The sequence below is a fragment of the Flavobacterium sp. genome, from assembly GCF_047602195.1.
Classification (GTDB): Bacteria; Bacteroidota; Bacteroidia; order Flavobacteriales; family Flavobacteriaceae; genus Flavobacterium.
This window is the reverse complement of record NZ_JASGHW010000004.1, coordinates 207,017-233,611: the sequence shown is the minus strand read 5'-3', so window position 1 is coordinate 233,611 and position 26,595 is coordinate 207,017. Positions and strand designations below refer to the sequence as shown.

Here is a 26,595-nt window from a genome sequence, read left to right as displayed (position 1 = left end):
TTTTATAATTAGTTGGTCAAAATCAATGTGATTGCCGGCTCATAAACCTTCAATTGACTGGACGCATCTTCGGGCGTCGGGTTGCTTTTGAGCACCCATTTTCCGTTGGTAAATACAAACACGAAATCACGGCTGACGCGGTTGTAAAGCATGAGCGGGTAATGCGTGATCTGGGTTTCGGGATAATTGGTATTGGGGTCCAACACGGTTTTTTCGACCTTGTTTTTCTCGATCATCAATTTTTCAAAACCGACAAAAAGCCCACATTTGGGCATCGCCAGGTTGAATTTCGACAAATTGAACTTGGTTTTCATCACGCCCTTGCTCACCGAAACGACAAAATCCTTTTCGAGCAATTCCTTTCCCGGATAACCGTTCTCATCCACGCTGTACAAGTGGATCTTGAACGTGGCGTCCTCGATTTTGCTGTCGGTCACGATGCAGACCTGTTTGAGGTATTTGGTTTTCCTGTATTCGGGCAGGTTTGGGAAATATTTGAGGTCGATGCGCGGTGCCTGGTCGAAAGCCTGCGAGACACGGTTTTCCGATTTCCCGATCTCGAGCTGCCGTGTCCCTTGCCTGTCTGAGACGACGATTTCCTCAATCTGCACGGGCGATGGTTTCAACTTGACTTCATTTGCCTTGGCAATGGCCACGATTTTGCGCTCAAAGCCCAGCGCATAAAAAACCAGGTTTTGGCTTTGGGCAGAAGTGCGGATCGAAAAGGTTCCGTCTTCCTCGGAAGAACTTCCGATGTTTTCATTCTCAACGGCTATCATCGCATACGGAATCGGCGCCCCGCTGAGGCTGTCCTTGACAATGCCTTTGATTTGCGCCGATGCTGCGAAACCGATCCCGAAAAAAGCAGCTAAAAAAAACTTTTTCATCCGATGGTTCTTAAGGCATCCGCAATTTGACGGTCGTTCGACAATCGCGGGATTTTGTTCTGCCCGCCGAGTTTCCCGATCGATTTCATGTACACCTGGAAACCGTTTTCGGGTATTTTGGTGATGACGAGCCGGCGCAATACATTTCCGGCAATCAAATCGTCGTAATAGGTATTCTGCCCACGCATGGCATCGTCGATTTTTTGGGCGAATGCTTCGAGATCTTCGGGTTCGTTTTCGAATTCGATGAACCACTGGTGGTAAGGCAAACCTTCGGCTGGTGTGATTTGCGGCGCGACGGTGAATTCATTGACACGGATGTTGGTGCCTTCCATCGCCTGTTGCAGCGCGGCCTCGACTTCTTTTCCGATGACGTGTTCGCCGAAGGCCGAAATGAAATGCTTGATGCGGCCCGAAACAATGACGCGGTACGGTTTGGTCGACGTAAATTGAACGGTATCGCCAATGTTGTAGCCCCAAAGTCCGGCATTGGTCGAAATGATCAACACATAATTGACGCCGGTTTCGACTTCGCCAATCGTGTAGCGTTTCGGGTGTTCTGAGAAAAATTCATCCGATTTGATGAACTCATAAAAGATTCCGGAATTCAGCAACAACAACATGCCTTTTTCGGTCTGCGAATCCTGGTAGGCGAAAAACCCTTCGGAAGCCGGGAATAATTCGATGCTGTCGACCTTGCGTCCGATCAGGTTCTCGAATTTGGCACGGTACGGTTCATAATTGACGCCGCCGTAAATGAACAGCTTGAAATTGCTGAAAATCTCGCCGACCGGCTTTTGCCCCTTGGCCCTGAGTTTCTCGAAATACATCTGTACCCAGGACGGAATCCCCGAAATGACGCTCATGTTTTCGGGAAAAGTTTCCTCGACGATCGCATCGACCTTGGTCTCCCAATCTTCGATGCAGTTGGTACGCCACGAAGGCAATCGGTTTTTCTGTAAATATTTCGGGACATAATGCGCGACGATGCCCGACAAACGCCCGAGCATGATCCCGTTTTTTTCCTCCATTTCCGGGCTGCCCTGCAGGAAAATCATCTTGCCATCGACAAAATCGGCCTTGCCTGTTTCGTGGATGTAATGCAGAATCGCGTCGCGTGCCGCCTGGATGTGGAATGGCATCGAGGCTTTGGTCAGCGGGATGTATTTCGCCCCCGAGGTCGTCCCTGAGGTCTTGGCAAAATACAACGGCTTGCCCGGCCACAAAATATTGTCGTGTCCGTTGACGACTTCTTCGACATAGGGTTTCAAATCCTCGTAATCGCGGATCGGCACATGGGCCGCAAAATCGTCATGGGTCTTGATCTGGTCGAAATGATGGTCGATGCCAAAACGGGTATTCTTGGCCTTTCGGATCAAATCGGACAAGACTTTCTGTTGGGTCGCCACAGGATTGTTGGCCCATTTCTGGGTTTTGCTGTAAATGCGTTTGGCGAATATTTTGGCGGCTACCGATTTGATTGACATTATTTCGGGAATTTAATTTTGAGCGCGCGTTCGGTGCGTACGACCAGATAAATGGGAACGGCAAACAGGGCAATGAAACCGGCAATCGTTTTGGCCTGTTCAGAAAACGCCACCATCTCGATGGCCAAACCGCATACTACCGAAAACAATCCGGCCTCGAGCAGTCGCGCGGTCGAATAACGCTGTGCAAATTGCCAGTGCGCATCCGATTGCATCGAACGGGTCGTGCGGTATCCGTAAAGCGAATTGATTTTGCGCGGCGGAAAAAATTTCATTATCAAGCCGGTGAGCAAAAAAAGGCCGCCGCAAACCAGCGCTATATTTTTAAAATAATCCATTATTCAAATTCTATAAATTGTTCCGGATCGATCGGGTAACCGTCTTTCCAGAGTTCGAAATGCAAATGCACCCCCGTCGATTCATCGCCGGTCGAGCCTGCAAGGGCAATCACCTCGCCCGTGCGGACAATATCGCCTTGCGAAGCGGTCAGTGAAGCCGCGTGTTTGTAGGCCGACATAAATCCGTTGTTGTGGCGCAGGATAATGACGTTCCCTGTCGATGGCGTCCAGTCGGCAAAAATGACCGTGCCGTTCTGCACAGCCTTGACCGGTGTGTTTTTGGCCACGGCGATATCGACCGAATAATGCTTGTTCTTGGCACTGAATTTTTCGGTCACCGAACCCTTGACCGGCGGAAACAAGACCACATCCACTTTGGGTGCCGCCTTCTCGAACAGGTTGTATTTGTCTTCCTGGGCGACTTCCTCGCGCAGTTGAAGATCCTCCTCGGTGGGTTTCATATCGACTTCCTCGGCCGGCGTGGCTTTGGTGGCCAAGATCGAATCTTTGTTGAATTTGGCGAATTCGAGATCGCCCGTCAAAATTTTCTTGATTGAATTCAGGTAAGCCTCGTTGTTTTTAACCGCTACCGACAACGAATCGGATTTGAGCGCGAGTTCGGTGGCGTCTTTCTTGAGCTTGTTCGACGCATAGCCCGGAATGTATTCGCGCAAAGGTGTAAAGGCAATGATGAAAGTAGTAACGGTAATGATCAGCACCGCGCCTACGGTAGCCACGACAAAAACGTTCATCAGCGTCAGTTTCAACGAGAAAATTTCCTCAAAACTGTCTTCGTTCAAAATGACCAGGCGGTTTTTGGTGAAGAGTTTTTTGGCGATTTTTTTTCGTTTGAGTCGTTTTTCAGACATACCGTGTAATTGTGTTACAAATATAGCAATTTAAGTGATTTTTGTCGTTTACGAAGCCTACCGCACTAGGCATCCAAACATTTAACGCGCAGAAATCATAAATATTTGCCAAGAACTGAAAACAAACCCCATTTTTTCTTTTTATCTTTGCCCTATCATTTAATGGCTTCGGCACAAACAATTCACCATGGGAAGATTAGGCGTTACAGAGATCCTTATTATCGTAGCAGTAATTTTATTGCTTTTCGGAGGTAAAAAAATTCCGGAACTGATGAAAGGGCTTGGAAGCGGTATCAAGGAATTCAAGAATGCTGCGAAAGACGACCAGCCTGCGGCAAAGAAAGAAGACGACACAAAACAATAGTCCGGCAACCTACCGGATTGAAGAATCCCAAACTCTGAAAGTAATCATTGGAGTTTGGGATTTATTTTTTTAGGATTGTCAGATTTTCAGATCGTCGGAAAGGAAATTTCTGAAAAATCTGAAAATCCGATGATCTGAAAATCTAAAAACTAAATGACCATCGTCAGTGCGATTCGTTTGCGGTCTTCATCGACTTCCACGACTTTGACCTGGACGTGCTGGTGCAATTTGACCACTTCGTTCACATCGGAAACGAAACCTGCCTTCAATTGGGAAATATGGACCAATCCGCTTTCCTTGATGCCGATGTCGACGAAACAGCCAAAATTGGTGATGTTGTTGACAATGCCGGGCAACACCATCCCGACGCGCAAATCCTTGATCGTTTTGATGTTTGCGTCAAATTCGAACACCTTGGCCGATTGGCGCGGATCGAGTCCGGGCTTTTCGAGTTCCTTGATGATGTCTTTCAAAGTCAACAAACCGATTTCGCCCGAGACGTAATTTTCCGGTTTAATCAAGGCGGTTTTCTCCTTGTTGGCAATAAGTTCGTTGACCGAAACCTTTAAATCCTTGGCCATCTTTTCGACGATCGGGTAGGCTTCGGGGTGCACGGCAGAATTGTCGAGCGGATTTTTCGCATTCGAAATCCGGATGAACGCCGCGCCCTGTTGATAGGCTTTGTCACCGAGACGCGGTACTTTCTTGAGCTGTTTGCGGTCTTCAAACGGGCCGTTTTCGGATCGATAATTCACAATGTTCTCGGCCAGCTTCTCCCCGATTCCGCTCACATAACTGAGCAAATGCTTGCTTGCGGTGTTGATGTTGATGCCAACGGAATTCACGCAACGCACCACAACGGTATCGAGTTCTTCCTTGAGTTTCGTTTGGTCGACGTCGTGCTGGTATTGGCCTACGCCGATAGCTTTTGGATCAATCTTGACGAGTTCGGCCAATGGATCCGACAATCTTCTGCCAATCGAAACCGCGCCACGAACGGTCACGTCATAACTCGGAAATTCTTCCCTGGCAATCTTCGATGCCGAATAAACCGAGGCGCCGGCTTCGCTGACCACAAAAACCTGGACCGGCTTGTCAAAAGCGATTTTCTTGATGAAATGTTCGGTTTCGCGCGAAGCGGTTCCATTACCGATTGAAATCGCGTCGATCTTGTAGGCATTGACCATCGACTTGACTTTTTTCATCGCAATCACCGTTTCATTCTGCGGGGCATGCGGAAAAATGGTTTCGTTGTACAACAAGTCGCCTCTTTCGTCGAGGCATACAATTTTACAACCGCTTCTAAAACCGGGGTCGATTGCCAGGATCCGTTTTTCACCAAGCGGCGGCGCGAGCAACAACTGGCTCAAATTATTGGCAAAAACCCCAATCGAATTGAGGTCGGCTTTGGCCTTGGCTTCCTGCAAACTCTCGTTGGAGATGGCTGGCGCGAGCAAACGTTTGTAGCTGTCGCCAATCGCCTGTTGGATGTGCGGTGTGGTGTCGTTGTTCTTTTTGATGACGATGTCCTCGATCAGGTCCAAGGCTTCGTCACCCGAATTCTCTGCATCGACCTCGATCTTCATCTTGACGAAACCTTCGTTCTCGGCACGCAGCATCGCGAGCAGACGGTGCGGCGGTGTCTTGCCGAGCGGTTCGTTCCATTCGAAATATTGCGAGAACTTTTGGGCAGCTTCCTCGTCCTTTTTGGTCTTGACGACCTTGGTTTCGATGGTGGCTTTTCTTTGGTAGAGTCGGCGCAGTTGTTTGCGGACGTAGATATTTTCGTTGACCCATTCGGCGATGATGTCGCGCGCGCCCTGCAAGGCTTCATCCTCGTTCTTGACGTTTTTATTGAGGTAGCGTGACGAAATAAAATCGATGTCGTCGTTGCCTTGCGCCATGATGATTTTGGCCAGCGGCTCGAGTCCGTTTTCGCGGGCTACATCGGCGCGGGTTTTCTTTTTCTTCTTGAACGGCAGGTAGAAATCCTCGAGCTCGTTGAGATCGAAACTGTTTTGGATTTTGGTTTTCAATTCGGGCGTGAGCGCTTTTTGTTCCTCGACGGATTTGAGGATCGCTTCCTTGCGTTTGACGATGTTGTCGTAAGCCGTATTTTGTTTGGCGATCTGTTCGATGATCGTTTCGTCGAGGTTGCCTGTTTTGTCCTTTCTATAACGCGAAATAAATGGGATCGTGCAATCTTCGAGCAACAGTTGAACTGTATTTTCTATGGATTTGACCGGCGCGTTGACGGTGAGTTTGATAAAATCGATGTTGGTCATTCTTTTCTTAAATGGTATTTTGGATGAAGCCCCCTACCCGTCCCGAAGCGTCGGGAGAAGTGGAAAGCCTTTGAATAAAAATGTCAATTTTTGAAGGCGGAAAAAGCGACGTGAGAAGCATTTTTCAAGCCATGCCAAAAATAGCATTTTTTAAAGAAGCTTGTAACGGACAGCCGGAATAGGTTCAAGAAAATTCAAAAATTTGAACCAATCGTAAAGTTTAACAAAAAGTACAGAAATTCTATAATGATGTGATTTTTTTATTGGCTAGGGAATACCTTCATAGCCCCCTTCCCTACAGGAAAAATACAATTTTTTAAAATGTGTTCTTTACAGAAAAACTGTATTTTTCAAAACAGACTTAATCCTGCGCAATAAATTCCTTCGAACATTTCCCGCCAAATTCCGGCTGGATGGTGCAATGACTGATGTGAAAGTCGTGGTGTAAAATCTCCTCTATTTCATGTGCGATCCGGTTGAATTCACTGATGCTCATGTTTTCGCAACAGTCGAGGTGCGCCTCGAAATGCAACTCGTTGTCGTTGAGATTCCACAAATGGATGTGGTGCAGTTTGTTGTTGCCGGTTTTGCTGTGGATCTTTTCGATGATTTTTTCGATGTCGGTGTTTTCGGGCGTGAACAACAGCAGCATCTTGGTGGTCGATTTGAGCAGGCCAAATCCCATCAAGATCAGGTAAACCGAAATAACAAAAGTAATCACGCTGTCGATCCAGAACCATTGGTAATATTTCATGAGCAGACCACCGATGAGCACCGCAACCGAGGCCAAGGTATCGGTCAATAAATGCAAGTAGGCCGAACGCATATTGACGCTGTGCTCGGCGTCTTTTTTGAGCAATACAGTAGAAAATCCGTTGAATACAATCCCGAGCAGTGACAACCAAATCACTATTCCCGAACCGATAACGACAGGTTTTGAAAACCGTTCAATCGCTTCATAAATCAGGAAAACCGCAACTACAATCAAGGTCGCCGAGTTGATGAAAGCCGCGAGCAATTCGGCGCGTTTGTATCCGAAAGTGTGTGAAAAGTTGGCCTTCTTTTTGGCCAGCTTGTGCGCGATGTAACTAAAAACCAGCGACAGCACATCGCTGAAATTGTGCAACGCATCGGAAATGAGCGACAAACTCCCCGAAAAGAATCCACCTACGATTTGCGCCACCGTGATCCCAATGTTCAGGAAAATCGATACCGAAAGGTTTTTTCCGGTGACTTCGTGATGGTGGTGGCTGTGGTCGTGCATTTACATACAGTCGATTTTGTTGACGCGGTTGGCGTGTCGGCCACCTTCGAAAGCGGTGTTGATAAAGGTATCGACCATTTCCACGGCCTGTGGAATCGAGGTAAAACGTGCCGGGATGGAAATAATATTCGCATTATTGTGTTGGCGCGCCAGCGCCGAAATTTCCTTGGTCCAGCACAAGGCCGCGCGGATGCCGGCGTGTTTGTTGACGGTCATCGCGATGCCGTTTCCGGAACCGCAGATTACGACACCGAAATCGGCTTTGCCTTCCGATACATCGATGGCCACGGGATGGCCGAAGTCTGGATAATCGACACTGTCAACAGTATCGGTACCGTGGTTGGTGACGACATGGCCCTTGGCTTGGAGCATGTCAACAATTGCTTTTTTGTAATCGGGGCCGGCGTGGTCGTTTCCTATGGAGATTTTCATTCGATTTCTATTATTTTTTTTTAAGATCTCATGCAGTCGCTTCGCTCGTGTCATGTCAATTAGATGTGTTGTGTCTACAAAATTACGCAAACCTTTTGGATTGAATGGGTTGGTTTTGGTAAATCGCAGCACACTTGCAATAATGCAATACTTTTTATGAAACAGTATCATTATTGTGGAAAATTTGTTAAATAACTGTTTTGTTGAAAGTTATTTATAAAAGCTTGATTTTCAGTTAACTTTAAATTAACAAGAATTGTTTATAAGTTAAGATAGAAAATGAGAAGATTTTTTTGGTGGTATGGCATAAATTCCTAAACAAAAACCCAGATCAAAAATGCAAATAAAGTTTGGTTAATTTTTGGAATAGTTATCAATATCCAAAAGGTGGTTTTCAACAATAAATCGCGTTGTTAGTTTTCTACAAAAAGAAACGGTTTTCGATTGTTAACAGTTGTTGATTAAATTTCAAAATCAACTTAAAATGAAGCTTTTGCCATTTGAATCCTATGTTAACAAATCGTTATAACAAAGTAAAACTAAAGTCTGAAATTTTTGAACGGAAACTTATACCAACAATTAACACGCTATAATAACCATCAAAAAATCAATTTTCAATTTCCCTTTTTCTTTTGTTGTTTTTAATGGTTGTTGACAACTTCGGTTTAAACAATGGTCAGGTGGCTTGGGTTGTTGTTGAGTTCGTCGAGGATGGCGCGAACCGTTTCGAGATCGTTGGGATGGACTTTGAGCCTGATGCCGCCCAGCGCGATCGAATACATCGGGACGACCGAAGCCGTGGCCTCGTTCTCGAAATAATACGAAAGCCCTTCCTGGTCCAACCGGTGTTTGAGGATCGTGATCTCGTGCGGATAATTGAAGATGGCCGCGGTGATGAATTCTTCCATAGCTTGGGTCGTTTTGGTAAAGTTATAATTTTTATAAATGTTAAAACTTATTTCCTCAATCTTGTTTGTTTTCGTAATTTTCAAACTTTAAGAACAGACAATGAGTAAGAAATTCAAAAAGATGGGAAAAAAAGACAAAGATTTCTCATCCAAAATCATAAAGATACTTTCCAGGAATGCCAATAAAGGATTCAACTACAAACAAATAGCGGCCATTCTTGAAGTAGACGACACCAAAAGCCGCAACGAGATCATCAAGGATTTAAAGATTCTCGCTTCGCAAAAGAAAATCATCGAAACCGAACCCGGCAAATACCTGATCAAGGCCATCAGCCAGGATTATTACGAAGGCACGATCGACATGACCTCGCGCAAGACGGCCTATTTCATCTGTCCCGATTTCGAGGAAGATGTGTTCATCCCGAACAACAACCTGAACCGCGCACTCGATGGAGATATCGTTAAGGTCTACGTCTACAACCGACGCAAAGGCAAACGCCCCGAAGGTGAAGTCATCGAAGTGCTCGAACGCAAGAAAGCCGAATTCGTCGGCGTGATCGACATCCAGAAAAATTTTGCTTTCGTATCTACGGCCAATGCCAAAATGTACACCGATATTTTTGTCCCGAAAGACAAGATTGGTGAAGCACAGAACGGCGATGTGGTCGTCGTAAAAATCGAAGATTGGCCCAAGAAAGCCGATTCGCCTTTTGGTTCGGTAATTAAAGTACTTGGGAAACCAGGCGAGCACGATACCGAAATCCATGCGATCCTGGCCGAATACGGTCTGCCTTACGATTTCCCGATTGAGGTCGAAGCCTACGCACAAAAGCTCGACACTTCGATTCAGGCAAGCGAAATTGCCAACCGACGCGACATGCGCGACACTTTGACGTTCACGATCGATCCGAAAGATGCCAAAGATTTCGACGATGCGTTGTCGTTCAAAAAACTCGAAAACGGCAATTACGAAATCGGGATCCATATCGCCGATGTGTCGTATTATCTCAAGGAAGGAACGGTTTTGGACGACGAAGCCTATCAACGCGGCACTTCGGTTTATCTCGTGGACCGCGTCGTACCGATGTTGCCCGAAGTACTGTCAAATTTTGCGTGCTCCCTGCGACCGCATGAGGAAAAATATACCTTTTCAGCGATTTTCGAGATTACCGAAACCGCGCAGGTCACCAACCAATGGTTCGGAAGGACCGTAATCTATTCGGACCAACGTTTTGCGTACGAAGAAGCGCAGCATATTATTGAAACCAAAGGCGATGTCATCCCGGCTGATATTTCATTGACCGGACAGGATTATAAAGTACCCGCAGAAATTGTCGAAGCGACGTTGAAACTCGACAAACTCGCCAAGATTTTGAGGGAAAAACGCATGCACCACGGCGCGATTTCATTCGACAAGGTCGAGGTCAAATTCAACCTCAATGAGGCGGGTGAACCCGAAGGCGTGTATTTCAAGGTTTCGAAAGACGCCAACCACCTGATCGAGGAATTCATGCTGTTGGCCAACCGAAAGGTCGCCGAATACATCGGCAAGCAAAAGAAAACCTTTGTGTACCGCATCCACGATGAGCCCGATGAATCGAAATTGATGGCGCTGCAGGGCGTGATTTCGAAGTTCGGCTACAGCATCAACTTCAAGACCAAGAAATCGATATCGAATTCACTGAACCAATTGCTCGACAACGTCAACGGCAAGAAAGAGCAAAACCTGGTCGATACGCTCACGATCCGTACGATGAGCAAGGCCAAATATTCGACCGAAAACATCGGGCATTATGGACTCGCATTCGATTACTATTCGCATTTCACCTCCCCGATCCGTCGTTATCCCGATGTGATGGTGCACCGATTGTTGCAGTATTACCTTGACGGCGGCAAATCGGTCAGCGAGGAAGAATACGAGGAAAAATGCGTGCACAGTTCGAACATGGAAAATTTAGCGACCAACGCCGAACGCGATTCGATCAAATACATGCAGGTCAAGTACATGCAGGACCACCAGGACCAGGAATTCCTGGGTGTGATTTCGGGCGTGACCGAATGGGGTATTTATGTCGAGATTGTCGAGAACAAATGCGAAGGCATGTGCCGAATCCGCGAAATCCGCGACGATTATTACACGTTTGACGAGAAACAATACGCGCTTGTGGGCGCCGTGACGCACAATTTATTGCAGCTCGGCGACGAGGTCATCGTCAAGGTCAAGAATGCCGATCTGGTCAAGAAACAACTCGATTTCCACTTTATCCGCAGAAATGAAAATTAATACGCATACCATGAAAACAATCAAAAAAATCGCAATCACCGCACTGCTTTTGGCAGCGCCAATCCTCAATGCCCAAGTCAAGAAAGACGTGGGCGAATTCACCAAAATCAAATCTTTCGACCAGATTACCGTTGAATTGATTCCTTCCAATGAACAACGCATCGAAATCACCGGAAGCCGCAAGGACGAAGTCGAAGTCATCAACAAAAATGGCGAGCTCAAGATCAGGATGCGCACCGGCAAACTGCTCGATGGCGAGGAAATCGAAGCCAAGGTTTTCTTCAAGACCCTGACCCATATCGATGCCAACGAAGGTTCGTTCATCGGTTGCGACAAGGCATTCAAACAAGCTTCGATGTATGCCTCGGCACAGGAAGGCGCCGGTGTCAAAATCAAACTCGATGTGGATAATATCGAAGTACGTGCAGCAACCGGAGGAAAAGTAAAACTGTCCGGAACTGCCGATAACCAGGATGTTTCATTGGGCGCCGGCGGTATTCTCGAGGCCAAGGAACTCAAGACCCAAAACACCAAAGTCGATGTCAAGGCGGGCGGCGAGGCTGAAATCCGTGCCTCTCAATTGGCCGATGCCCGTGTGACTGCCGGGGGTAAAATCGTCATCCACGGCAACCCAAAAGAAGTCAAACGCAAAACGACTTTAGGCGGAAAAATTCAGGAAATTCGCGAATAGTTTGAAAAGGGTTTGCCGTTTTAAATTTTGAGCTATATTTGTTAAAACCATTTCAGGCACTTGATGATTGAAGATATTTTAACGGCGATTCCACTCGGGTTCTTTCTCAGCTTTATGATTGGGCCTGTTTTTTTTGTACTGTTGGAAACCAGCGTCGTTAAAGGATTTCGGGCTGCGGCTGTGTTTGATTTGGGTGTGGTTTTGGCCGATATTATCTTCATTCTGATTGCTTATTTTTCGAGTTATCGCCTCATTGAGAGCATCAAGGACGATCCGGCGTTGTTTGTTTTTGGCGGCTTGGTGATGTTGACCTATGGCATCATTTCATTTGTCAAAAACAAGAAAGCCAAGAAAAACATCGATCCCGAAGACCCGGCAGAATTGGCCAAGACGAATTATTTCAATTTGTTCATTAAGGGATTTTTCCTCAATTTCATCAACATCGGCGTACTGGGTTTTTGGCTCGCGATCCTGATTACGATCGGTCCGAAATTGCAATTGAACCCGACCAGGATGTTGACTTTTTTCACGACAGTGATTTTGAGTTATTTCATCACCGATATCTTCAAGATTTTGTTGGCCAAGCAATTGCGCAGTAAATTGAATCCGAACAACATCCTGATGATCAAAAAAGTCATCAGTGTGATTTTGATCATCTCGGGTGTGTTTTTACTGTCCCAGGGTTGGTTTCCACAGGAGCGAAAAATTATGGATAAGGCGTTGGATAAGTTGGAAGAACAACAATAATTTACTGATAGTAAAAAAGATAAAACCTGAATAGGTAAAATATCAATAAAATCAAGGTTTATAATTCCAAATTCCAAATAAATTATTTAGATTTGCCGTCCAATACAATAATGGCGTCGTGGCCGAGTGGCTAGGCTGGGCTCTGCAAAAGCTCCTACAGCGGTTCGAATCCGCTCGATGCCTCAACAAAAAGTCCGGAACATTCCGGACTTTTTTATTTATAATTTTTAAGAAAAATTGATTAAAAAGAAGCGGTCGATGCCTCGAAAAGTCTGGATTATTCCAGTTTTTTTTATTTATAATTTTTTTGTCTTTCTTCTTGCAGCGTAGCGGTCTTTGCTCTTTGTTCTAACAGCGAAGCAGTCTTCTAAGTCCGGTATTCCTCCATCTCGATCGTAACGGCCTCAACATCACCGCCAATCGGGGGATTGATCTTCGAAAACCGCAATGTTGATTCTAGAAACTTCGGGAATTTCGTTGAAAATGCGCAGCAAAATGCGGTGCGCGACGTGTTCGATCAATTTGGAACGAATGGCCATTTCTTCGACCACAATACGGTTAAGCAGCACATAATCGACCGTATCGGCGAGTTCATCTGAAAGCGAAGACTTGCGCAAATCGGTCTTGATCTCGAGGTCTACCGAATATTCTGAACCGATTTTACTTTCTTCCACCAGACAGCCATGGTACGAAAAAGTGCGGATATTTTTGAGTTTGATGTTTCCCATAATGTTTAATAGTGGATTCGTTTAACCGTTTAATCGTTCAAAAGTAGCATTTTTTTAGCGGTCTATCGATTAAACAAATACACGATTAACCGATTGAACAACAAAAATCTTAACTTTGCCCTTCAAAATTTGAATTATGTCCACCGAAGAGAAATCGCTCAATTTCATCGAGCAAATCATCGAAGAAGATCTCAAAAACGGCTTGCCCAATAACAAGTTGCGTTTTCGTTTTCCGCCCGAACCCAACGGCTATCTGCATATTGGGCACGCGAGCGCGATTGCGTTGAATTTTGGACTCGGGATCGATTACCAAGCGCCGGTCAACCTGCGTTTTGACGATACGAACCCGGCCAAGGAAGAACAGGAATTTGTCGATTCCATCAAACGCGATGTGCAATGGCTCGGCTACCAATGGGACAAGGAATTGTACGCTTCGGATTATTTCCAGCAATTGTACGACTGGACGGTAGAATTCATCAAGAAAGGCAAGGCGTATGTTGACAGTCAAACTTCGGAAGCAATGGCCGAACAGAAAGGCACGCCAACGACTCCGGGCGTTGACAGTCCGTACAGAAACCGTTCGGTAGAGGAGAACCTTGACCTTTTCGAACGCATGAAAAACGGCGAATTCGAAGAAGGAACGCATATCTTGCGCGCCAAGATCGACATGAAATCGACCAATATGCTCATGCGTGACCCGATCATGTACCGCATCTTGCACAAACACCACCACCGCACCGGTGACGATTGGTGCATCTATCCGATGTACGATTGGGCGCATGGCGAAAGCGATTATCTGGAGCAGATTTCACACTCGTTCTGCACGCTCGAATTCCTGCCGCACCGCGAATTGTACGACTGGTTTTTGGATCAGGTGTATGATGAAAACAAGGTACGTCCGAAACAGCGCGAATTTGCCAGAAGGAATCTATCGCATACCGTGGTGAGCAAAAGAAAGTTGCTCAAACTCGTTCAGGATAACTATGTAAACGGTTGGGACGACCCAAGAATGTCAACGATTTCGGGGCTTCGCAGACGCGGTTATACGCCGGCTTCCTTGCGAAATTTCGCCAATACGATTGGCATTGCCAAGCGCGACAACCTGATCGATGTATCGGTGTTGGAGTTCTGCATCCGTGAAGATTTGAATAAAACGGCGCCTCGTGTGATGGCCGTTCTCGATCCGGTGAAACTCGTCATTACGAATTATCCGGAAGGAAAAGAAGAATGGCTCGATGCCGAAAACAACCAGGAAGACGAATCGGCCGGGTTTAGAAAAGTACCTTTTTCGCGTGAGATTTACATCGAAAGGGAAGACTTTTTGGAAGAAGCACCGGCGAAGTTTTTCCGCCTCAGCATCGGTAAAGAAGTGCGTCTCAAAAATGCGTATATCATTAAGGGTGAATCGGTTGTCAAGGATTCGAATGGAAACATCACCGAAATCCATGCAACCTACGATACCGATAGTTTGAGTGGCAGCGGTACCGAAGCGAGCCTCAGAAAAGTTTCGGGAACCCTGCATTGGGTTTCGATCGCGCACGCTTTGGAAGCCGAAGTTCGGCTGTACGACCGTTTGTTTACCGATGAAGCGCCCGATACGCACAAGGAAAAGGATTTCCTCGAATTTGTCAATCCGGATTCGCTCAAAATCGTGACCGGATATGTCGAGCCGAGCTTGAAAACGGCTCAAAACGAGGACAAATTCCAGTTCCAACGTTTGGGCTATTTTACTGTGGATAAGGATGCTACCGATAATAAATTGGTGTTCAATAAAACCGTAGGACTCAAGGATGCCTGGGAAGAAAAAGGCAAGAAAGAGGAGAACGCGATCAACAATTCACTCAAGGAAATCAACAAATATTTCAAGGTTTCGACCGAGGAAGAACGAAATTCGGTTGAAAAAGCAATCGCCGAAAACCTCCAATCGGTTTCGAATTTTTCTTTGTTGCAGAATTCCATCCGTAAAAATGTAAACAACAACAAAGCGTCACTTTTGTTTTCGAACTGGATCTTGAAATATTCCGATAAAATCAAATTTTCGGATGTCGATGCCGAGGTTTTGGAAAAATTGTATGCAATGTCACTTCGAAGCGAATCCGAATTCGTCCGAAAGGAAGTTGTCCAAAATCTCAAAAACGATTCGGCCAACTTTTCGAAATTCGAAAACGAGATTTCAAAAATCGCCTAAGATTTTAAGTATAGTTTTTATCAATTGAAGTCCGTCGACACCGACGGACTTTTTTATGATTTATAAATTCTATTAAAATTTATAAATCATCGATTTTAACTGTAAAAATTGACTTCCATAAATCGATTCTAACAGCGAAACAAAAATCGCCAACCCGATTGCGCTTTTCGGTTGTTTTCCGTTCAAGGAAACGGCTTATTTTAAGTTTTGGATTTCCCAAGCCCAATTTAACCTGTCGTTAACAAGCAAATGTTAAAATTGTGGTTATCTTTAAAATTACAACTTCAAAATTTAAAATCATGTCACAGAATAACGGAAATACAATGGTTGCCATTTTGGCCGGGGTTGCTCTTGGAGCGGCAGCCGGAATTTTATTCGCACCGGACAAAGGTTCGAAAACGAGAGCCAAAATCAAAGATGGAATCGATGAAGCCAAAAACAAGGCGATGGACAAATTCAACGAAACCAAAAACAAGTTCGAAGGCAAATATGCCGACACCAAGCACAATGTAGAGGACAGCTACGAGGAATTGCTGTCGCAACTGAGCCACAAAGCTGAGGATGCCATCACGTTCCTTGAACAGAAACTGGCCGAGCTCAAAGCCCAAAACGCCAAATTCCAAAAATAAATGGCTTTCGAAGACTTTAAAGAAACCGCCGATTCGCTGCAGGAACAGACGCAGAAATTCATCGACAGCAACCTCGCGTATTACAAATTGTGGGGGTTCAAGGTTGCGATGAAATCGACCGTGATGATCCTCAAATTCACCTTGATTTTACTGTGTGTGTCGATGGTTTTGCTGTTCGGTTCGATCGCGGCGGCATTTGCAATCGGCAATGCGTTAGGCAGTTATACCTACGGATTCCTGATTGTCGCTGGGATTTATGTGGTTTTTACGGCCCTTTTGTTCTTGATCAAGGACAAGATCGTCGAAGGCCCAATCCTTGAAAAATTCTCCGAAATCTTCTTTAACGATTAAGCCATGCAAAAGAAAAAATACTCGTCCTACGCCGAAATCGACCGCGATCTAGAGATTCTTAAGCTTGAGAAGGAAATCGAATACCAAAAGCTATTGATGCACATCCAGCACACCAAAGACAGCTTTACGCCACAGAACATGGTGCGTAATTTCCTGACGAGTTTGCCGTCGTTTTCGTGGAAAGAGGTGCTGCAGAATTCCTACGGCAGCATTTTAAATATGGCTATTCCTATGATTATGGGGTGGTTATCCAAAAAGAAAAGCCAATAAAATAAGCAATTAAAAAGCCACGAATTACACCAATTTCGCAAATCAATTCGAGAAAATTGGTGTAATTTGTGGCTAAATTTTTTACTGGAATACGGCAGAAATTATACCGTAATGTCTGGATTTTCAGGATTTTCAGGTGCTTCCCGGAAACGCGATTCTTTTTTGATCGGTTTGGGCGGCGTATTCTTTTTCATCATTTCACCGACCTGGTTCGAGGCGGCAAAGGAGGCGACCATGTTGTTGAGCATTTCGCTTCCGGCCTGTGGCGAATTCGGCAACAGGATCAAATTCGAATTCGTATCGGCACCGATGGCCTGCAACGTATCGTAATGCTGCGTCACGACAATCAGTGCAGAAGCTTCCTGCGAATTGATGCCGACGTTGTTCAATACCTCGACACTTTCCACCAAACCACGCGCAATTTCACGTCTTTGGTCGGCGATACCCTGACCTTGTAAACGCTTGCTTTCGGCTTCGGCCTTGGCTTTGGCGACGATGCGGATGCGGGAACTTTCGGCCTCGAATTCGGCGGCGGTCTTTTCGCGGTCGGCGGCGTTGATGCGGTTCATGGCATTTTTTACCTGCAAATCGGGATCGATATCGGTCACCAAAGTATTGATGATGTCGTAACCATAGGTCATCATGGCTTCGTTGAGTTCGCGTTTGACGGCAATGGCAATGTCGTCTTTTCTTTCAAACACATCGTCAAGCTTGAGTTTCGGGACTTCGGCGCGCACCACATCAAACACATAGGCGGTGATCTGGTCGTGCGGATATTCGAGTTTGTAAAATGCATCGTAGACCTTGTCCTGGATGACTTTGAACTGTACCGAAACCTTCATTTTAATGAATACGTTGTCCTTGGTTTTGGTTTCGATGATCACGTCGAGCTGTTGGATTTTGAGGCTGACACGACCGGCAATGCGGTCGATGATCGGGATTTTCAATTGAAGTCCGGAATTGCGTACGCTCAAAAATTTCCCGAAACGCTCAATGATCACGGCGGTTTGCTGCTTGACCGTAAAGAAGGACGAAAGGAAAATAAAGAAGGCGAATACAAATAAAATAATCGTTGGAATGTTCATAACTGCTGCAATTAAGTTTTAAAATTCCCGTTAAATTACGAAAAATAATTTAGGTTTGTCCTTCTAATCAAACGACATGAAAAAGACCCTTTTAACAGCGCTATTTGCGTTTGTTACCCTTGCAGCCTCGGCGCAATATGAATACCGCGATTCGAACCGGATCGGGATCAGCGTCGGTATCAACCAGTTCAACCTTAATACCGACAATTTTACGGTCAATCCAGAGATAGGATGGAACCTCGGACTCTCGGTGCGCGGCAATTTCTACAACGATTTTGACATGGTCTATGCGATGCAGTTCAGCGAGAACAAGTTTTCGGTACCGACGACCTCTACGCTTGGTATCAAGGAAGATGTGGAGTACAAACTGCCATCGGCACAGGTTTCACTGATGCTGAGCTACAAATTCATCGAAAACCATTTGAGTGCCGAGTTCGGGCCGATGCTCCAGATCAACGACAAATTCAAGATCGACGACAAGGACAACCGCACCAACATCATCGACGGGACCACTTACCAGGCGGACGACATCCTCAAAATCTCGAAATTCAATTTTTACCCGGTGGTCGGATTGACGGCAGGGGTGAAGCACCTGCGTTTGAACATCCAATACGCTTACGGTTTGACCAATATGCTCGGCAAACTCAATGAACAGGACGATGTGGTCGTGACCAAAAAATTCAACGGCCACGCCGGAATCCTTACCGGAAACCTGATTATTTATCTATAATATGAAAAAATTACTGCTGTTCGTATCACTGCTGGGCCTGACGGTTTCGGCCCAAACCATCCAGAAAAAGGATGGGAGCAAGGTCGATGTTTCGGGAGGCACCATCCATGTAGAGCCTGGAAACAAAAGGCTGACGTATTTCCTCAAGGACAGCAAAAAAGCCGCACACATCAAGTTTAAAAATTTCGACCAGGCGACTTGGGACGATTTCATCTTCAAGACTTTTGTGATTGACGGAAAAACCAAAGGCTATTATGTGGTGGCCGAATCAGAAGGCAAGACCTTGGCCAGCAGCAAAAGAACAAGGATCAAGAGCCGCGGCGGATTCGAGTCGACCTATAATCTTTACCAAGTGGCGGTGCTCGACCAACAGAACAAGGTTATCGAAGAATTGATTTTCACCGATGAAAACACCGACAAGAAATCGGCCGAAAGGGCAGCAGTATTGCCGCTGATCAAAAAGCATTTTGCCGGTTGCCCGAAACTCATCGAACGCGCGTCGGCTTTCGAAAGTCCGTCCGGCGAAACAAAAAACCGCACCATCCTGGTTTTTCTCGATACACCGACTTATGTCAAATGTCAATAAAAAAAGCGCCTGATTCGGGCGCTTTTTGTTTATAAAGTATCGGTGGCTTTCTGTATCCTCGAGATTGTTTCGTCCTTGCCGATGATTTCGGCGATATCGAACAAATGCGGGCCTTTTAAAGCGCCCACAAGGCTCAATCGGAACGGTTGCATGACTTTGCCCATGCCAATCTCATTTTGCGTCATCCAATCCTTTACAATCGTTTCGATGGCGTGCGAATTGAAATCCTCGATATTGGCCAACACTTCAATCAATTGGTTCATCAAAACCGGCGTTTCCTCTTTCCAGTTCTTGGCCGCTTTTTCGTCGTAGCTTGTCGGAGCGACAAAGAAGTAATCACTGAGTTCCCAAAATTCCGAAACAAAATGCGCGCGGTCCTTGACAAGCGAAACGATCCGCGTGATTTCCGCCAACGAAAAACTGCGGTTCAATGATTTCGATTCGATGACCGGAGCAAAGGCTTGGGCCAATTCCGCATCGTCCTTGTGGATCAAATACTGGTGGTTGAACCATTTGTTCTTGTCGGGGTCGAATTTAGCGCCGGCCTTGTGTACGCGGTTCAGATCGAAGGCAGCGGCGAGTTCTTCCAAAGAAAACAATTCCTTGTCTGTACCGTCGTTCCAGCCCAATAGCGCAAGAAAATTGACGACCGCTTCTGGGAAAAATCCTTTTTCGCGGTAACCCGATGAAATGCCTTCCTCGGTTTGCCATTCGAGCGGAAAGACAGGGAATCCCATCTTGTCGCCGTCGCGTTTGGACAACTTTCCGTTTCCGATGGGTTTGAGGATCAACGGCAAATGCGCAAATTCTGGCGCATCCCAACCAAAGGCGCGGTACAACAAAACGTGCAACGGCATCGAAGGCAACCATTCTTCGCCACGGATCACATGTGAGGTTTCCATCAGATGATCGTCGACGATGTTCGCCAAATGATAGGTCGGCATGCCGTCTCCCTTGAACAATACCTTGTCGTCCAATAGGTTGGTTTCAAATTTAATGTCGCCGCGGATGATGTCGTGCAGATGCAAAGTTTCGCCCACCGGCGTCTTGAAACGGATCACGTGTTCTTCACCGTTGGCGATTCTTTTGGCCACATCCTCGGCCGAATTGGTCAACGAGTTGTCGAGGTTTTCCCGAACCGAATGGTTGTAAATGAACGTCTGGCCCAAGGCTTCCTGATCCTTGCGCATCGCATCGAGGTTTTCGCCCGAATCAAAAGCATAATACGCATGGCCCGAAGCGACGAGCTGTTCGGCGTATTGGCGGTAGATTTCTTTTCTTTCACTCTGACGGTAAGGCCCGAATTTTTCGTTCTTTCCGACGGTTTCATCGGGAGCAATGCCGAGCCATTCGAGCGCTTCCATGATGTAGGCTTCGGCGCCCGGGACAAAACGATTCTGGTCGGTGTCTTCTACACGCAGGTAGAAAACGCCGCCGTGTTTCTTGGCGAAAAGGTAGTTGAACAGGGCGGTTCTGACACCGCCGATGTGTAACGGTCCGGTCGGACTCGGTGCAAAACGCACGCGGATTGGCTTTGACATTTCGATTAAATTTTTGGCAAAGATACGGGCAATTGGTCAATTAGAAAATGAGCAATTAGAAAATGACCGTTTGTTTGCGTTCGGACTCATTTTCTAATTGTCTCATTTTCTAATTGTCTCATTTTCTAATTTTCATTTAACATTTTCTTATCCATATAAATTACTACTTTTAGCGGTTATAAAAAGACGATTTTGGAAACTTCGAACGCCATTTACGAAAAGCTCGAGGCTTTTATCCGGAAGTATTACACCAACGAACTGATTCGCGGTGTGATTTTCTTCACCGGATTGGGCTTGATTTACCTATTGTTTACGCTTTTCGTGGAATATTTCCTGTGGCTCAAACCGACAGGACGGACGATGTTGTTCTGGTTGTTTATCGCCGTGGAAATGTTCCTGTTGTTCCGTTACATCTTGTTTCCGGTGTTCAAATTGTTCAAGCTACAGAAAGGCATCGATTACACGCAGGCATCGAACATCATCGGCAACCATTTTACCGAAGTCAGCGACAAACTGACCAATTTCCTGCAATTGTCCAACGACAAAAACCAGTCGGAATTACTGATTGCATCGATCGAGCAGAAGGCGCATACGCTGCAACCGATTCCATTTGGCAACGCGATCAATTTCGGGAAGAACAAGAAATATTTGCCGCTGGCCTTGCTGCCGATTTTGTTTTTTGCGTTTTTCTATATTTCCGGGAACAGCGAAGTGATTTCGCAAAGCCTCAACCGCGTCGTGCATTTCAAGGAGCAATTCCTGCCGCCGGCACCGTTTAAATTCGTTTTGCTCAACGACAATTTGCAAACCGAACAGAACAAGGATTTTATCGTACGTGTCAAATCCGAAGGCAAAGTCGTTCCTGAAAATGCGATGATTTTTATAGGCGACGAAAGTTACTTCATGGAATCGGCCAAACCGGGCGAATTCAGTTTCAAGGTTTCCAAACCGGTATCGAATGTAACGTTTCATTTGGAAGCGAACGATATCGCTTCTAAGGAATACGAACTCGCGGTGGTGGCCGTTCCGTCGATTGCCAATTTCGAGATGGTGTTGCAGTTTCCGGGTTATCTGAACAAAAAATCGGAAACCATCAAAGGCACCGGTAATGCGATTGTCCCAGAAGGAACCAAAGTGGTTTGGCGCATGAATACCTTGGCCACGCAAAAAGTGGAATGGAACGACGGCCAGTCGAACGTGGCTTTTTCGAAGAATGAAAATAACTTTTCGCTGTCCAAGAATATTTTCCAGAACACCGATTACCAGATCCTGACCTCGAACAGCAAAGTCGAGCATTACGAGAAATTGAACTACCAGATTTCGGTCATCAAGGACCAATTCCCAACGATCAATGTCAACAATGCACCCGACAGCTTGAAGGTGCAGAAACAATACGTCCTGGGCCAGGTTTCGGATGATTACGGTTTGTCTAAACTGCAGATTGTGTATTATCCGAAAGGCAGACCGGAAGCGGCCAAACGCGGCAATCTCAATGTGAAGAAGGAAGTTTACGACCAATTTGTATTTGCGTTCCCGAGCCAATTGCCGGTGGAGCAAGGCGTCGATTATGAATACTATTTCGAGATTTTCGATAACGATGCGATCCACAATTTCAAGAGCACTAAATCTTCGGTGTTTTCCAACCGCATCCTGACCGAGGAGGAAAAAGCCGATGCGATACTGCAGCAGCAAAGCGAGAACATCAACAGTATGGAGAAGTCGCTCAAAAACCAGGACAAGCAATTGTCGGAAATCGATAAGCTCCAGAAAGCCGGAAAAGAGAAGGACAACCTCGAATTCAAGGACCAACAGAAAGTCAACGATTTCATCAAACGCCAAAAGCAACAGGACGAGATGATGAAGGAATTCTCCAAGAAAATGGAGGAGAACCTCGACAAATTCCAAAGCGAGAAGAAAGACGAATTCAAGGAAGAACTGCAAAAGCGTTTGGAAAATGCCGAGAAAGATCTAGAGAAAAACCAGAAATTGCTCGACGAACTCAAGGAACTCAACGACAAGATCAAGAACGAGGAATTGATGGACAAGCTCGACAAGTTCAAGCAGAACAGCAAGAACCAGATCAAGAACCTCGAGCAATTGGTCGAGTTGACCAAGAAATATTATGTCGAGAAAAAGGCCGAACAGCTAGCGGACAAACTCGAAAAATTGGCTGAAAAGCAAGACAAACTATCCGAAAACGATAAGGAAAACAAATCCGACAAGCAGGAAGAAATCAACAAAGAGTTCGATAAGATCCAAGAAGATTTGAAAGAACTCGACAAAGAAAACAAGGAACTCAAATCGCCTTTGGACATCCCGAAAGATGCCGAAAAGGAAAAGAGCATCGATGAGGATTTGAAGAAGGCGTCGGACGAGCTCAAGAAAGACAGCAAGGACGGCAAGGACGGCAAGGACAAAGCCAAACCCAAACAGAAAAGTGCCTCCAAAAAAATGAAGGAAATGAGCCAGAGCATGTCAGACAGTATGGCTGGTGGCGAAATGGAACAACTCGAGGAAGATGTCAAGATGTTGCGACAAATCCTCGATAATTTGCTTGCGTTTTCATTTTCGCAGGAAGATTTGATGGGCCAGTTCCGTGGACTCAAACGCGGTTCACCTTCGTTCAACAAGAACCTCAAATTGCAGCAAGACCTCAAATTGCAGTTCAAGCATGTAGACGACAGCTTGTTCGCCATGTCGATGCGCAACCCGAAAATCGCCGAGGATGTGACCAAGGAAATCGGGAATGTGCATTACAATATTGATAAATCGCTTGAGAATTTGGTGGAAGCCAACGTCGCCAAAGGCGTTTCGCACCAGCAATACACGGTTTCATCGGCCAACAAACTTGCCGATTTCCTCAGCGATATTCTCAACAACATGCAAATGTCGCTCTCGGGTGCAGGACAAGGCGGCAAACCTAAACCTGGGCAGGGCCAAGGGTCGGGGATGCAGTTGCCGGATATCATCAAAAAGCAGGAGGGCCTCAGCGAGAAAATGAAGGAAGGCATGCAAAAGGGTAAAAAGCCAGGAGAAGGAAAGAAGCCTGGCGAAGGTAAAAAGCCCGGTGAGGGCGAAAAACCCGGTGAAGGTGAAAAGGGGAAATCCGGAAAGGACGGCAAGAGCGGGCAAGGCAACAGCCAAGGCGGTGAGAATGGTGAAAACGGCGAAGACGGCGAAGGTGATGCCCGTGCAATCATGGAAATCTACAGGGAGCAAAAGCAATTGCGCGAATCCCTGCAAAAGGAACTCGAGAAGAAGGGACTCGGCGGAAACGGCCAGAATGCACTCGACCAGATGAAGCAAATCGAAAAGCAATTGCTCAACAAAGGATTCAACAATGAGACGCTGCAAAAGGCGCTCAACCTCAAATACGAATTGCTCAAACTCGACAAGGCGGTGCAATTGCAAGGCGAAGAAAAGAAACGCCAGGCCGAAACCAACAAGAAAGAATTCACCAATCCGGCCAATGCGCTGCCGGCCAATCTGCAGGATTATTTGAACTCGATTGAAATTTTAAATAGACAAAGCTTACCTTTGCGCTCCAATTTCAACCAGAAGGTTCAAGAATATTTTAAGGGCAATGATTAATTTCAATTACGAAACCGATTTTGAATTAGCGGACGAATCGCTATATGCACGCTGGATTTCCGAAGTGATTGCAAGCGAAATGAAGCAGGAAGGTGAGATCAATTACATCTTCTGCGACGATGATTATTTGATTGAAATCAACCGCCAGTATTTGGACCATGACACGTTAACGGACATCATCAGTTTCGATTATTCTGAAGGAATTGTCTTACAAGGCGATATTTTTATTTCTATTGAAAGAGTTAGGGACAATGCGGCCGACTTCAAGGTTCCGTTTGAGAAAGAACTGTTGCGAGTGATGTCACATGGGGTGTTGCATTATGCCGGATACAAAGACAAATCGGAGGCTGATGAAATACTGATGCGACAAAAGGAAGATGAAAAAATGAAATTATTTCCAACCGGAAATTAAAATGTTTCACGTGGAACAATGAGTATGTTTGAAGATATATATGATGTAATCGTAGTCGGTGCTGGTCATGCAGGATCGGAAGCCGCCGCCGCTGCCGCCAACATGGGTTCCAAAACACTGTTGGTCACGATGAGTTTGCAGAACATCGCCCAGATGTCGTGCAATCCCGCAATGGGCGGAATTGCCAAAGGGCAAATCGTGCGTGAGATTGATGCGTTGGGGGGATATTCGGGAATTGTGTCCGATAAGACCGCGATCCAGTTCAAGATGCTCAACAAATCCAAAGGGCCTGCGATGTGGTCACCGCGTGTGCAAAGCGACCGCATGCGTTTCGCTGAGGAATGGCGTTTGATGCTCGAACAAACCCCGAACCTCGATTTCTATCAAGAGATGGTGCGTGGGCTCATTATCGAAAATGGCAAAATCAAAGGCATCAAAACCTCGCTTGGTGTTGAGATCAAAGCCAAATCTGTAGTGTTGACCAATGGAACTTTCCTCAATGGATTGATCCACATCGGCGAGAAACAATTCGGTGGAGGCAGGGCAGGCGAAAGCGCCGCTTATGGCATCACCGAAGATTTGGTCAACGCCGGTTTTGAATCAGGAAGAATGAAGACTGGGACGCCGCCACGGGTTGATGGCCGTTCTTTGGATTATTCCAAAATGAATGAGGAAAAAGGCGATGTGCGACCGGATAAGTTTTCCTATTCGGATGAAACCAAACCTTTGATTTATCAGAAATCTTGTCACATGACCTATACTTCGCCTTTGGTGCACGATTTGTTGCGCGAAGGCTTTGACCGTTCACCGATGTTCAATGGAAGAATTCAGAGTTTAGGACCGAGGTATTGCCCATCAATCGAAGACAAAATCAACCGTTTTGCCGATAAGGAAAGACACCAATTGTTTGTCGAGCCAGAAGGCTGGAATACCGTAGAAGTATACGTCAACGGCTTTTCGACTTCGCTTCCCGAAGATGTCCAATTCAAGGCGTTGCGTTCGGTGGTGGGGTTTGAAAACGTCAAGTTTTTCCGTCCGGGTTATGCCATCGAATATGATTATTTCCCGCCGACACAACTCAAGCATACGCTCGAAACCAAACTCGTTGAAGGATTGTATTTCGCAGGCCAAATCAACGGAACGACCGGATACGAAGAAGCCGCCTCCCAAGGTTTGATGGCCGGAATCAACGCTTCATTGAAAGTACAGGAAAAAGAACCACTCATCCTGAAAAGGGATGAAGCCTACATCGGGGTCTTGATCGACGATTTGATTACCAAAGGAACCGAAGAACCGTACCGCATGTTTACTTCGCGAGCCGAATACAGAACCTTATTGCGTCAAGACAACGCCGATTTTAGATTGACACCCAAATCGCATGCGATCGGTTTGGCGTCTGAAAAACGTCTGCGTCGAATGGAGCACAAGTTCAACGAATCCGAAAAGATGGTCAACTTTTTTAAAGAGACCAGCGTGACCGTAGCCGAAACCAACCCGATTCTCGAAGCCAAAGAATCGGCACCGATTTCACAATCGGATAAAATGTTCAAAGTGTTTTCGCGTCCGCAAATTGAACTCGAAGACATTCTTAAATTCGAAAAAGTAAAAGAATACATCGAACAGAACGACTTGGATCAGGAGATCATCGAACAGGCCGAAATACAAGTCAAGTATTCCGGTTACATCGAAAAGGAACGAAACAACGCTGACAAGCTCACGCGTCTGGAAGACGTCAAGATCCCGGAATTCTTCGATTACGAAAAAATCAAATCGATGTCGATTGAAGCCAAACAGAAATTGAGCCGCATTCGTCCGGTGACCATTTCGCAAGCTTCGCGCATCAGCGGCGTTTCACCCAGCGATATTTCGGTATTGCTTATTCATATGGGAAGATGATGTTCCACGTGAAACGACTTGCCTCAAACCGT

Annotated in this window: 23 protein-coding genes, 1 tRNA gene and 1 pseudogene; 14 read left to right on the top strand and 11 right to left on the bottom strand. The window is 46.1% G+C overall.

The annotated features are described in order from the left end of the window. Positions 1 to 8: 8 nt before the first annotated feature. From QM717_RS07445 to QM717_RS07430, 4 genes are all read right to left on the bottom strand, one after another. Positions 9 to 887 carry a carboxypeptidase-like regulatory domain-containing protein gene (locus tag QM717_RS07445; RefSeq protein WP_415036406.1) on the bottom strand — a complete coding sequence of 293 codons (879 nt, stop codon included), beginning with the start codon at positions 885 to 887 and terminating at the stop codon, positions 9 to 11. Next, a complete protein-coding gene (locus tag QM717_RS07440) occupies positions 884 to 2,374 on the bottom strand; it encodes a GH3 auxin-responsive promoter family protein (RefSeq protein WP_415036404.1) in 1,491 nt (496 codons plus the stop codon). Before QM717_RS07440 ends, QM717_RS07445 begins: the two co-directional genes overlap by 4 nt. Continuing rightward, on the bottom strand, positions 2,374 to 2,649 hold the full coding sequence (locus QM717_RS07435) for an SdpI family protein (protein WP_415036402.1): 276 nt from the start codon (positions 2,647 to 2,649) through the stop codon (positions 2,374 to 2,376). Before QM717_RS07435 ends, QM717_RS07440 begins: the two co-directional genes overlap by 1 nt. A 62-nt stretch (positions 2,650 to 2,711) precedes the next feature. Then, complete coding sequence (locus tag QM717_RS07430; protein ID WP_415036400.1) at positions 2,712 to 3,581, bottom strand: M23 family metallopeptidase; 870 nt, start codon at positions 3,579 to 3,581, stop codon at positions 2,712 to 2,714. Between the two features lie 187 nt (positions 3,582 to 3,768). Here QM717_RS07430 and QM717_RS07425 point away from each other — a divergent pair, with 187 nt between their 5' ends. After that, positions 3,769 to 3,945, top strand: a complete 177-nt coding sequence (locus QM717_RS07425; RefSeq protein WP_415036398.1) for a twin-arginine translocase TatA/TatE family subunit — start codon at positions 3,769 to 3,771, stop codon at positions 3,943 to 3,945. Between the two features lie 149 nt (positions 3,946 to 4,094). Here QM717_RS07425 and QM717_RS07420 read toward each other — a convergent pair whose 3' ends face one another. From QM717_RS07420 to QM717_RS07405, 4 genes are all read right to left on the bottom strand, one after another. After that, positions 4,095 to 6,230 carry a Tex family protein gene (locus QM717_RS07420; RefSeq protein ID WP_415036396.1) on the bottom strand — a complete coding sequence of 712 codons (2,136 nt, stop codon included), beginning with the start codon at positions 6,228 to 6,230 and terminating at the stop codon, positions 4,095 to 4,097. A gap of 361 nt (positions 6,231 to 6,591) precedes the next feature. Then, complete coding sequence (locus QM717_RS07415; RefSeq protein WP_415036394.1) at positions 6,592 to 7,494, bottom strand: cation diffusion facilitator family transporter; 903 nt, start codon at positions 7,492 to 7,494, stop codon at positions 6,592 to 6,594. Then, positions 7,495 to 7,926, bottom strand: coding sequence for a ribose 5-phosphate isomerase B (rpiB, locus tag QM717_RS07410; RefSeq protein WP_415036392.1), 432 nt, complete (start codon positions 7,924 to 7,926; stop codon positions 7,495 to 7,497). A 665-nt stretch (positions 7,927 to 8,591) separates the two neighbouring features. Beyond that, complete coding sequence (locus tag QM717_RS07405; RefSeq protein WP_415036390.1) at positions 8,592 to 8,834, bottom strand: DUF2007 domain-containing protein; 243 nt, start codon at positions 8,832 to 8,834, stop codon at positions 8,592 to 8,594. Between the two features lie 100 nt (positions 8,835 to 8,934). Between QM717_RS07405 and rnr the strand changes: the two genes are divergently transcribed. The 4 genes from rnr to QM717_RS07385 all read left to right on the top strand — a co-directional run bounded on the left by rnr (position 8,935) and on the right by QM717_RS07385 (position 12,739). Beyond that, positions 8,935 to 11,118, top strand: coding sequence for a ribonuclease R (gene rnr / locus QM717_RS07400; protein WP_415036388.1), 2,184 nt, complete (start codon positions 8,935 to 8,937; stop codon positions 11,116 to 11,118). 10 nt (positions 11,119 to 11,128) lie between these two features. After that, the gene (locus QM717_RS07395; RefSeq protein WP_415036386.1) at positions 11,129 to 11,809 is read left to right on the top strand and encodes a head GIN domain-containing protein; all 681 of its coding nucleotides are present in this window, start codon (positions 11,129 to 11,131) and stop codon (positions 11,807 to 11,809) included. 63 nt (positions 11,810 to 11,872) lie between these two features. Beyond that, positions 11,873 to 12,556, top strand: a complete 684-nt coding sequence (locus QM717_RS07390; protein WP_415036384.1) for a LysE family translocator — start codon at positions 11,873 to 11,875, stop codon at positions 12,554 to 12,556. A 112-nt stretch (positions 12,557 to 12,668) separates the two neighbouring features. Further along, positions 12,669 to 12,739, top strand: a tRNA-Cys gene (locus QM717_RS07385). A 184-nt stretch (positions 12,740 to 12,923) separates the two neighbouring features. On the opposite strand, the pseudogene folB reads toward QM717_RS07385, so the two are convergent. Next, positions 12,924 to 13,284: pseudogene (folB, locus tag QM717_RS07380) on the bottom strand (dihydroneopterin aldolase). Positions 13,285 to 13,420: 136 nt separating this feature from the next. On the opposite strand from folB, the gene QM717_RS07375 reads away from it, so the two are divergent. From QM717_RS07375 to QM717_RS07360, 4 genes are all read left to right on the top strand, one after another. Continuing rightward, positions 13,421 to 15,472 carry a glutamine--tRNA ligase/YqeY domain fusion protein gene (locus tag QM717_RS07375; protein WP_415036382.1) on the top strand — a complete coding sequence of 684 codons (2,052 nt, stop codon included), beginning with the start codon at positions 13,421 to 13,423 and terminating at the stop codon, positions 15,470 to 15,472. A gap of 299 nt (positions 15,473 to 15,771) precedes the next feature. Further along, on the top strand, positions 15,772 to 16,101 hold the full coding sequence (locus tag QM717_RS07370) for a YtxH domain-containing protein (RefSeq protein ID WP_415036380.1): 330 nt from the start codon (positions 15,772 to 15,774) through the stop codon (positions 16,099 to 16,101). Further along, positions 16,102 to 16,452 (top strand): competence protein, encoded by a 351-nt coding sequence (locus QM717_RS07365; RefSeq protein WP_415036378.1) that lies wholly within the window; start codon positions 16,102 to 16,104, stop codon positions 16,450 to 16,452. It abuts the gene before it with no gap. A 3-nt stretch (positions 16,453 to 16,455) separates the two neighbouring features. Further along, positions 16,456 to 16,722: a DUF6327 family protein gene (locus QM717_RS07360; RefSeq protein ID WP_415036376.1), complete on the top strand. Its 267-nt coding sequence runs from the start codon at positions 16,456 to 16,458 to the stop codon at positions 16,720 to 16,722. 101 nt (positions 16,723 to 16,823) lie between these two features. On the opposite strand, the gene QM717_RS07355 is transcribed toward QM717_RS07360, so the two are convergent. Further along, a complete protein-coding gene (locus QM717_RS07355; RefSeq protein WP_415036374.1) occupies positions 16,824 to 17,807 on the bottom strand; it encodes an SPFH domain-containing protein in 984 nt (327 codons plus the stop codon). Positions 17,808 to 17,883: 76 nt separating this feature from the next. On the opposite strand from QM717_RS07355, the gene QM717_RS07350 reads away from it, so the two are divergent. Next, positions 17,884 to 18,537 (top strand): outer membrane beta-barrel protein, encoded by a 654-nt coding sequence (locus QM717_RS07350; protein WP_415036372.1) that lies wholly within the window; start codon positions 17,884 to 17,886, stop codon positions 18,535 to 18,537. A gap of 1 nt (position 18,538) precedes the next feature. Further along, positions 18,539 to 19,123 carry a hypothetical protein gene (locus QM717_RS07345; protein ID WP_415036370.1) on the top strand — a complete coding sequence of 195 codons (585 nt, stop codon included), beginning with the start codon at positions 18,539 to 18,541 and terminating at the stop codon, positions 19,121 to 19,123. Positions 19,124 to 19,152: 29 nt separating this feature from the next. Here QM717_RS07345 and gltX read toward each other — a convergent pair whose 3' ends face one another. Further along, positions 19,153 to 20,664, bottom strand: a complete 1,512-nt coding sequence (gene gltX / locus QM717_RS07340) for a glutamate--tRNA ligase (protein WP_415036368.1) — start codon at positions 20,662 to 20,664, stop codon at positions 19,153 to 19,155. A gap of 192 nt (positions 20,665 to 20,856) precedes the next feature. On the opposite strand from gltX, the gene QM717_RS07335 reads away from it, so the two are divergent. Genes QM717_RS07335 through mnmG form a run of 3 tightly spaced genes read left to right on the top strand, consistent with a single transcriptional unit; the run spans position 20,857 to position 26,563 of the window. Continuing rightward, the gene (locus tag QM717_RS07335; RefSeq protein ID WP_415036366.1) at positions 20,857 to 24,255 is read left to right on the top strand and encodes a DUF4175 family protein; all 3,399 of its coding nucleotides are present in this window, start codon (positions 20,857 to 20,859) and stop codon (positions 24,253 to 24,255) included. Then, positions 24,248 to 24,667 carry an rRNA maturation RNase YbeY gene (ybeY, locus tag QM717_RS07330; RefSeq protein WP_415036364.1) on the top strand — a complete coding sequence of 140 codons (420 nt, stop codon included), beginning with the start codon at positions 24,248 to 24,250 and terminating at the stop codon, positions 24,665 to 24,667. Before QM717_RS07335 ends, ybeY begins: the two co-directional genes overlap by 8 nt. Positions 24,668 to 24,691: 24 nt before the next feature. Then, positions 24,692 to 26,563: a tRNA uridine-5-carboxymethylaminomethyl(34) synthesis enzyme MnmG gene (mnmG, locus tag QM717_RS07325; protein ID WP_415036362.1), complete on the top strand. Its 1,872-nt coding sequence runs from the start codon at positions 24,692 to 24,694 to the stop codon at positions 26,561 to 26,563. Positions 26,564 to 26,595 lie beyond the last annotated feature (32 nt).

Coding starts and splice junctions, on each gene's coding strand:
- mnmG (WP_415036362.1), top strand. CDS start 24,692: ATGTTTGAAGATATATATGATGTAATCGTAGTCGGTGCTGGTCATGCA.
- QM717_RS07445 (WP_415036406.1), bottom strand. CDS start 887: ATGAAAAAGTTTTTTTTAGCTGCTTTTTTCGGGATCGGTTTCGCAGCA.
- gltX (WP_415036368.1), bottom strand. CDS start 20,664: ATGTCAAAGCCAATCCGCGTGCGTTTTGCACCGAGTCCGACCGGACCG.
- QM717_RS07430 (WP_415036400.1), bottom strand. CDS start 3,581: ATGTCTGAAAAACGACTCAAACGAAAAAAAATCGCCAAAAAACTCTTC.
- QM717_RS07375 (WP_415036382.1), top strand. CDS start 13,421: ATGTCCACCGAAGAGAAATCGCTCAATTTCATCGAGCAAATCATCGAA.
- QM717_RS07395 (WP_415036386.1), top strand. CDS start 11,129: ATGAAAACAATCAAAAAAATCGCAATCACCGCACTGCTTTTGGCAGCG.
- QM717_RS07405 (WP_415036390.1), bottom strand. CDS start 8,834: ATGGAAGAATTCATCACCGCGGCCATCTTCAATTATCCGCACGAGATC.
- QM717_RS07440 (WP_415036404.1), bottom strand. CDS start 2,374: ATGTCAATCAAATCGGTAGCCGCCAAAATATTCGCCAAACGCATTTAC.
- rpiB (WP_415036392.1), bottom strand. CDS start 7,926: ATGAAAATCTCCATAGGAAACGACCACGCCGGCCCCGATTACAAAAAA.
- QM717_RS07350 (WP_415036372.1), top strand. CDS start 17,884: ATGAAAAAGACCCTTTTAACAGCGCTATTTGCGTTTGTTACCCTTGCA.
- QM717_RS07415 (WP_415036394.1), bottom strand. CDS start 7,494: ATGCACGACCACAGCCACCACCATCACGAAGTCACCGGAAAAAACCTT.
- ybeY (WP_415036364.1), top strand. CDS start 24,248: ATGATTAATTTCAATTACGAAACCGATTTTGAATTAGCGGACGAATCG.
- QM717_RS07345 (WP_415036370.1), top strand. CDS start 18,539: ATGAAAAAATTACTGCTGTTCGTATCACTGCTGGGCCTGACGGTTTCG.
- QM717_RS07360 (WP_415036376.1), top strand. CDS start 16,456: ATGCAAAAGAAAAAATACTCGTCCTACGCCGAAATCGACCGCGATCTA.
- QM717_RS07435 (WP_415036402.1), bottom strand. CDS start 2,649: ATGAAATTTTTTCCGCCGCGCAAAATCAATTCGCTTTACGGATACCGC.
- QM717_RS07365 (WP_415036378.1), top strand. CDS start 16,102: ATGGCTTTCGAAGACTTTAAAGAAACCGCCGATTCGCTGCAGGAACAG.
- QM717_RS07390 (WP_415036384.1), top strand. CDS start 11,873: ATGATTGAAGATATTTTAACGGCGATTCCACTCGGGTTCTTTCTCAGC.
- QM717_RS07425 (WP_415036398.1), top strand. CDS start 3,769: ATGGGAAGATTAGGCGTTACAGAGATCCTTATTATCGTAGCAGTAATT.
- QM717_RS07355 (WP_415036374.1), bottom strand. CDS start 17,807: ATGAACATTCCAACGATTATTTTATTTGTATTCGCCTTCTTTATTTTC.
- rnr (WP_415036388.1), top strand. CDS start 8,935: ATGAGTAAGAAATTCAAAAAGATGGGAAAAAAAGACAAAGATTTCTCA.
- QM717_RS07420 (WP_415036396.1), bottom strand. CDS start 6,230: ATGACCAACATCGATTTTATCAAACTCACCGTCAACGCGCCGGTCAAA.
- QM717_RS07370 (WP_415036380.1), top strand. CDS start 15,772: ATGTCACAGAATAACGGAAATACAATGGTTGCCATTTTGGCCGGGGTT.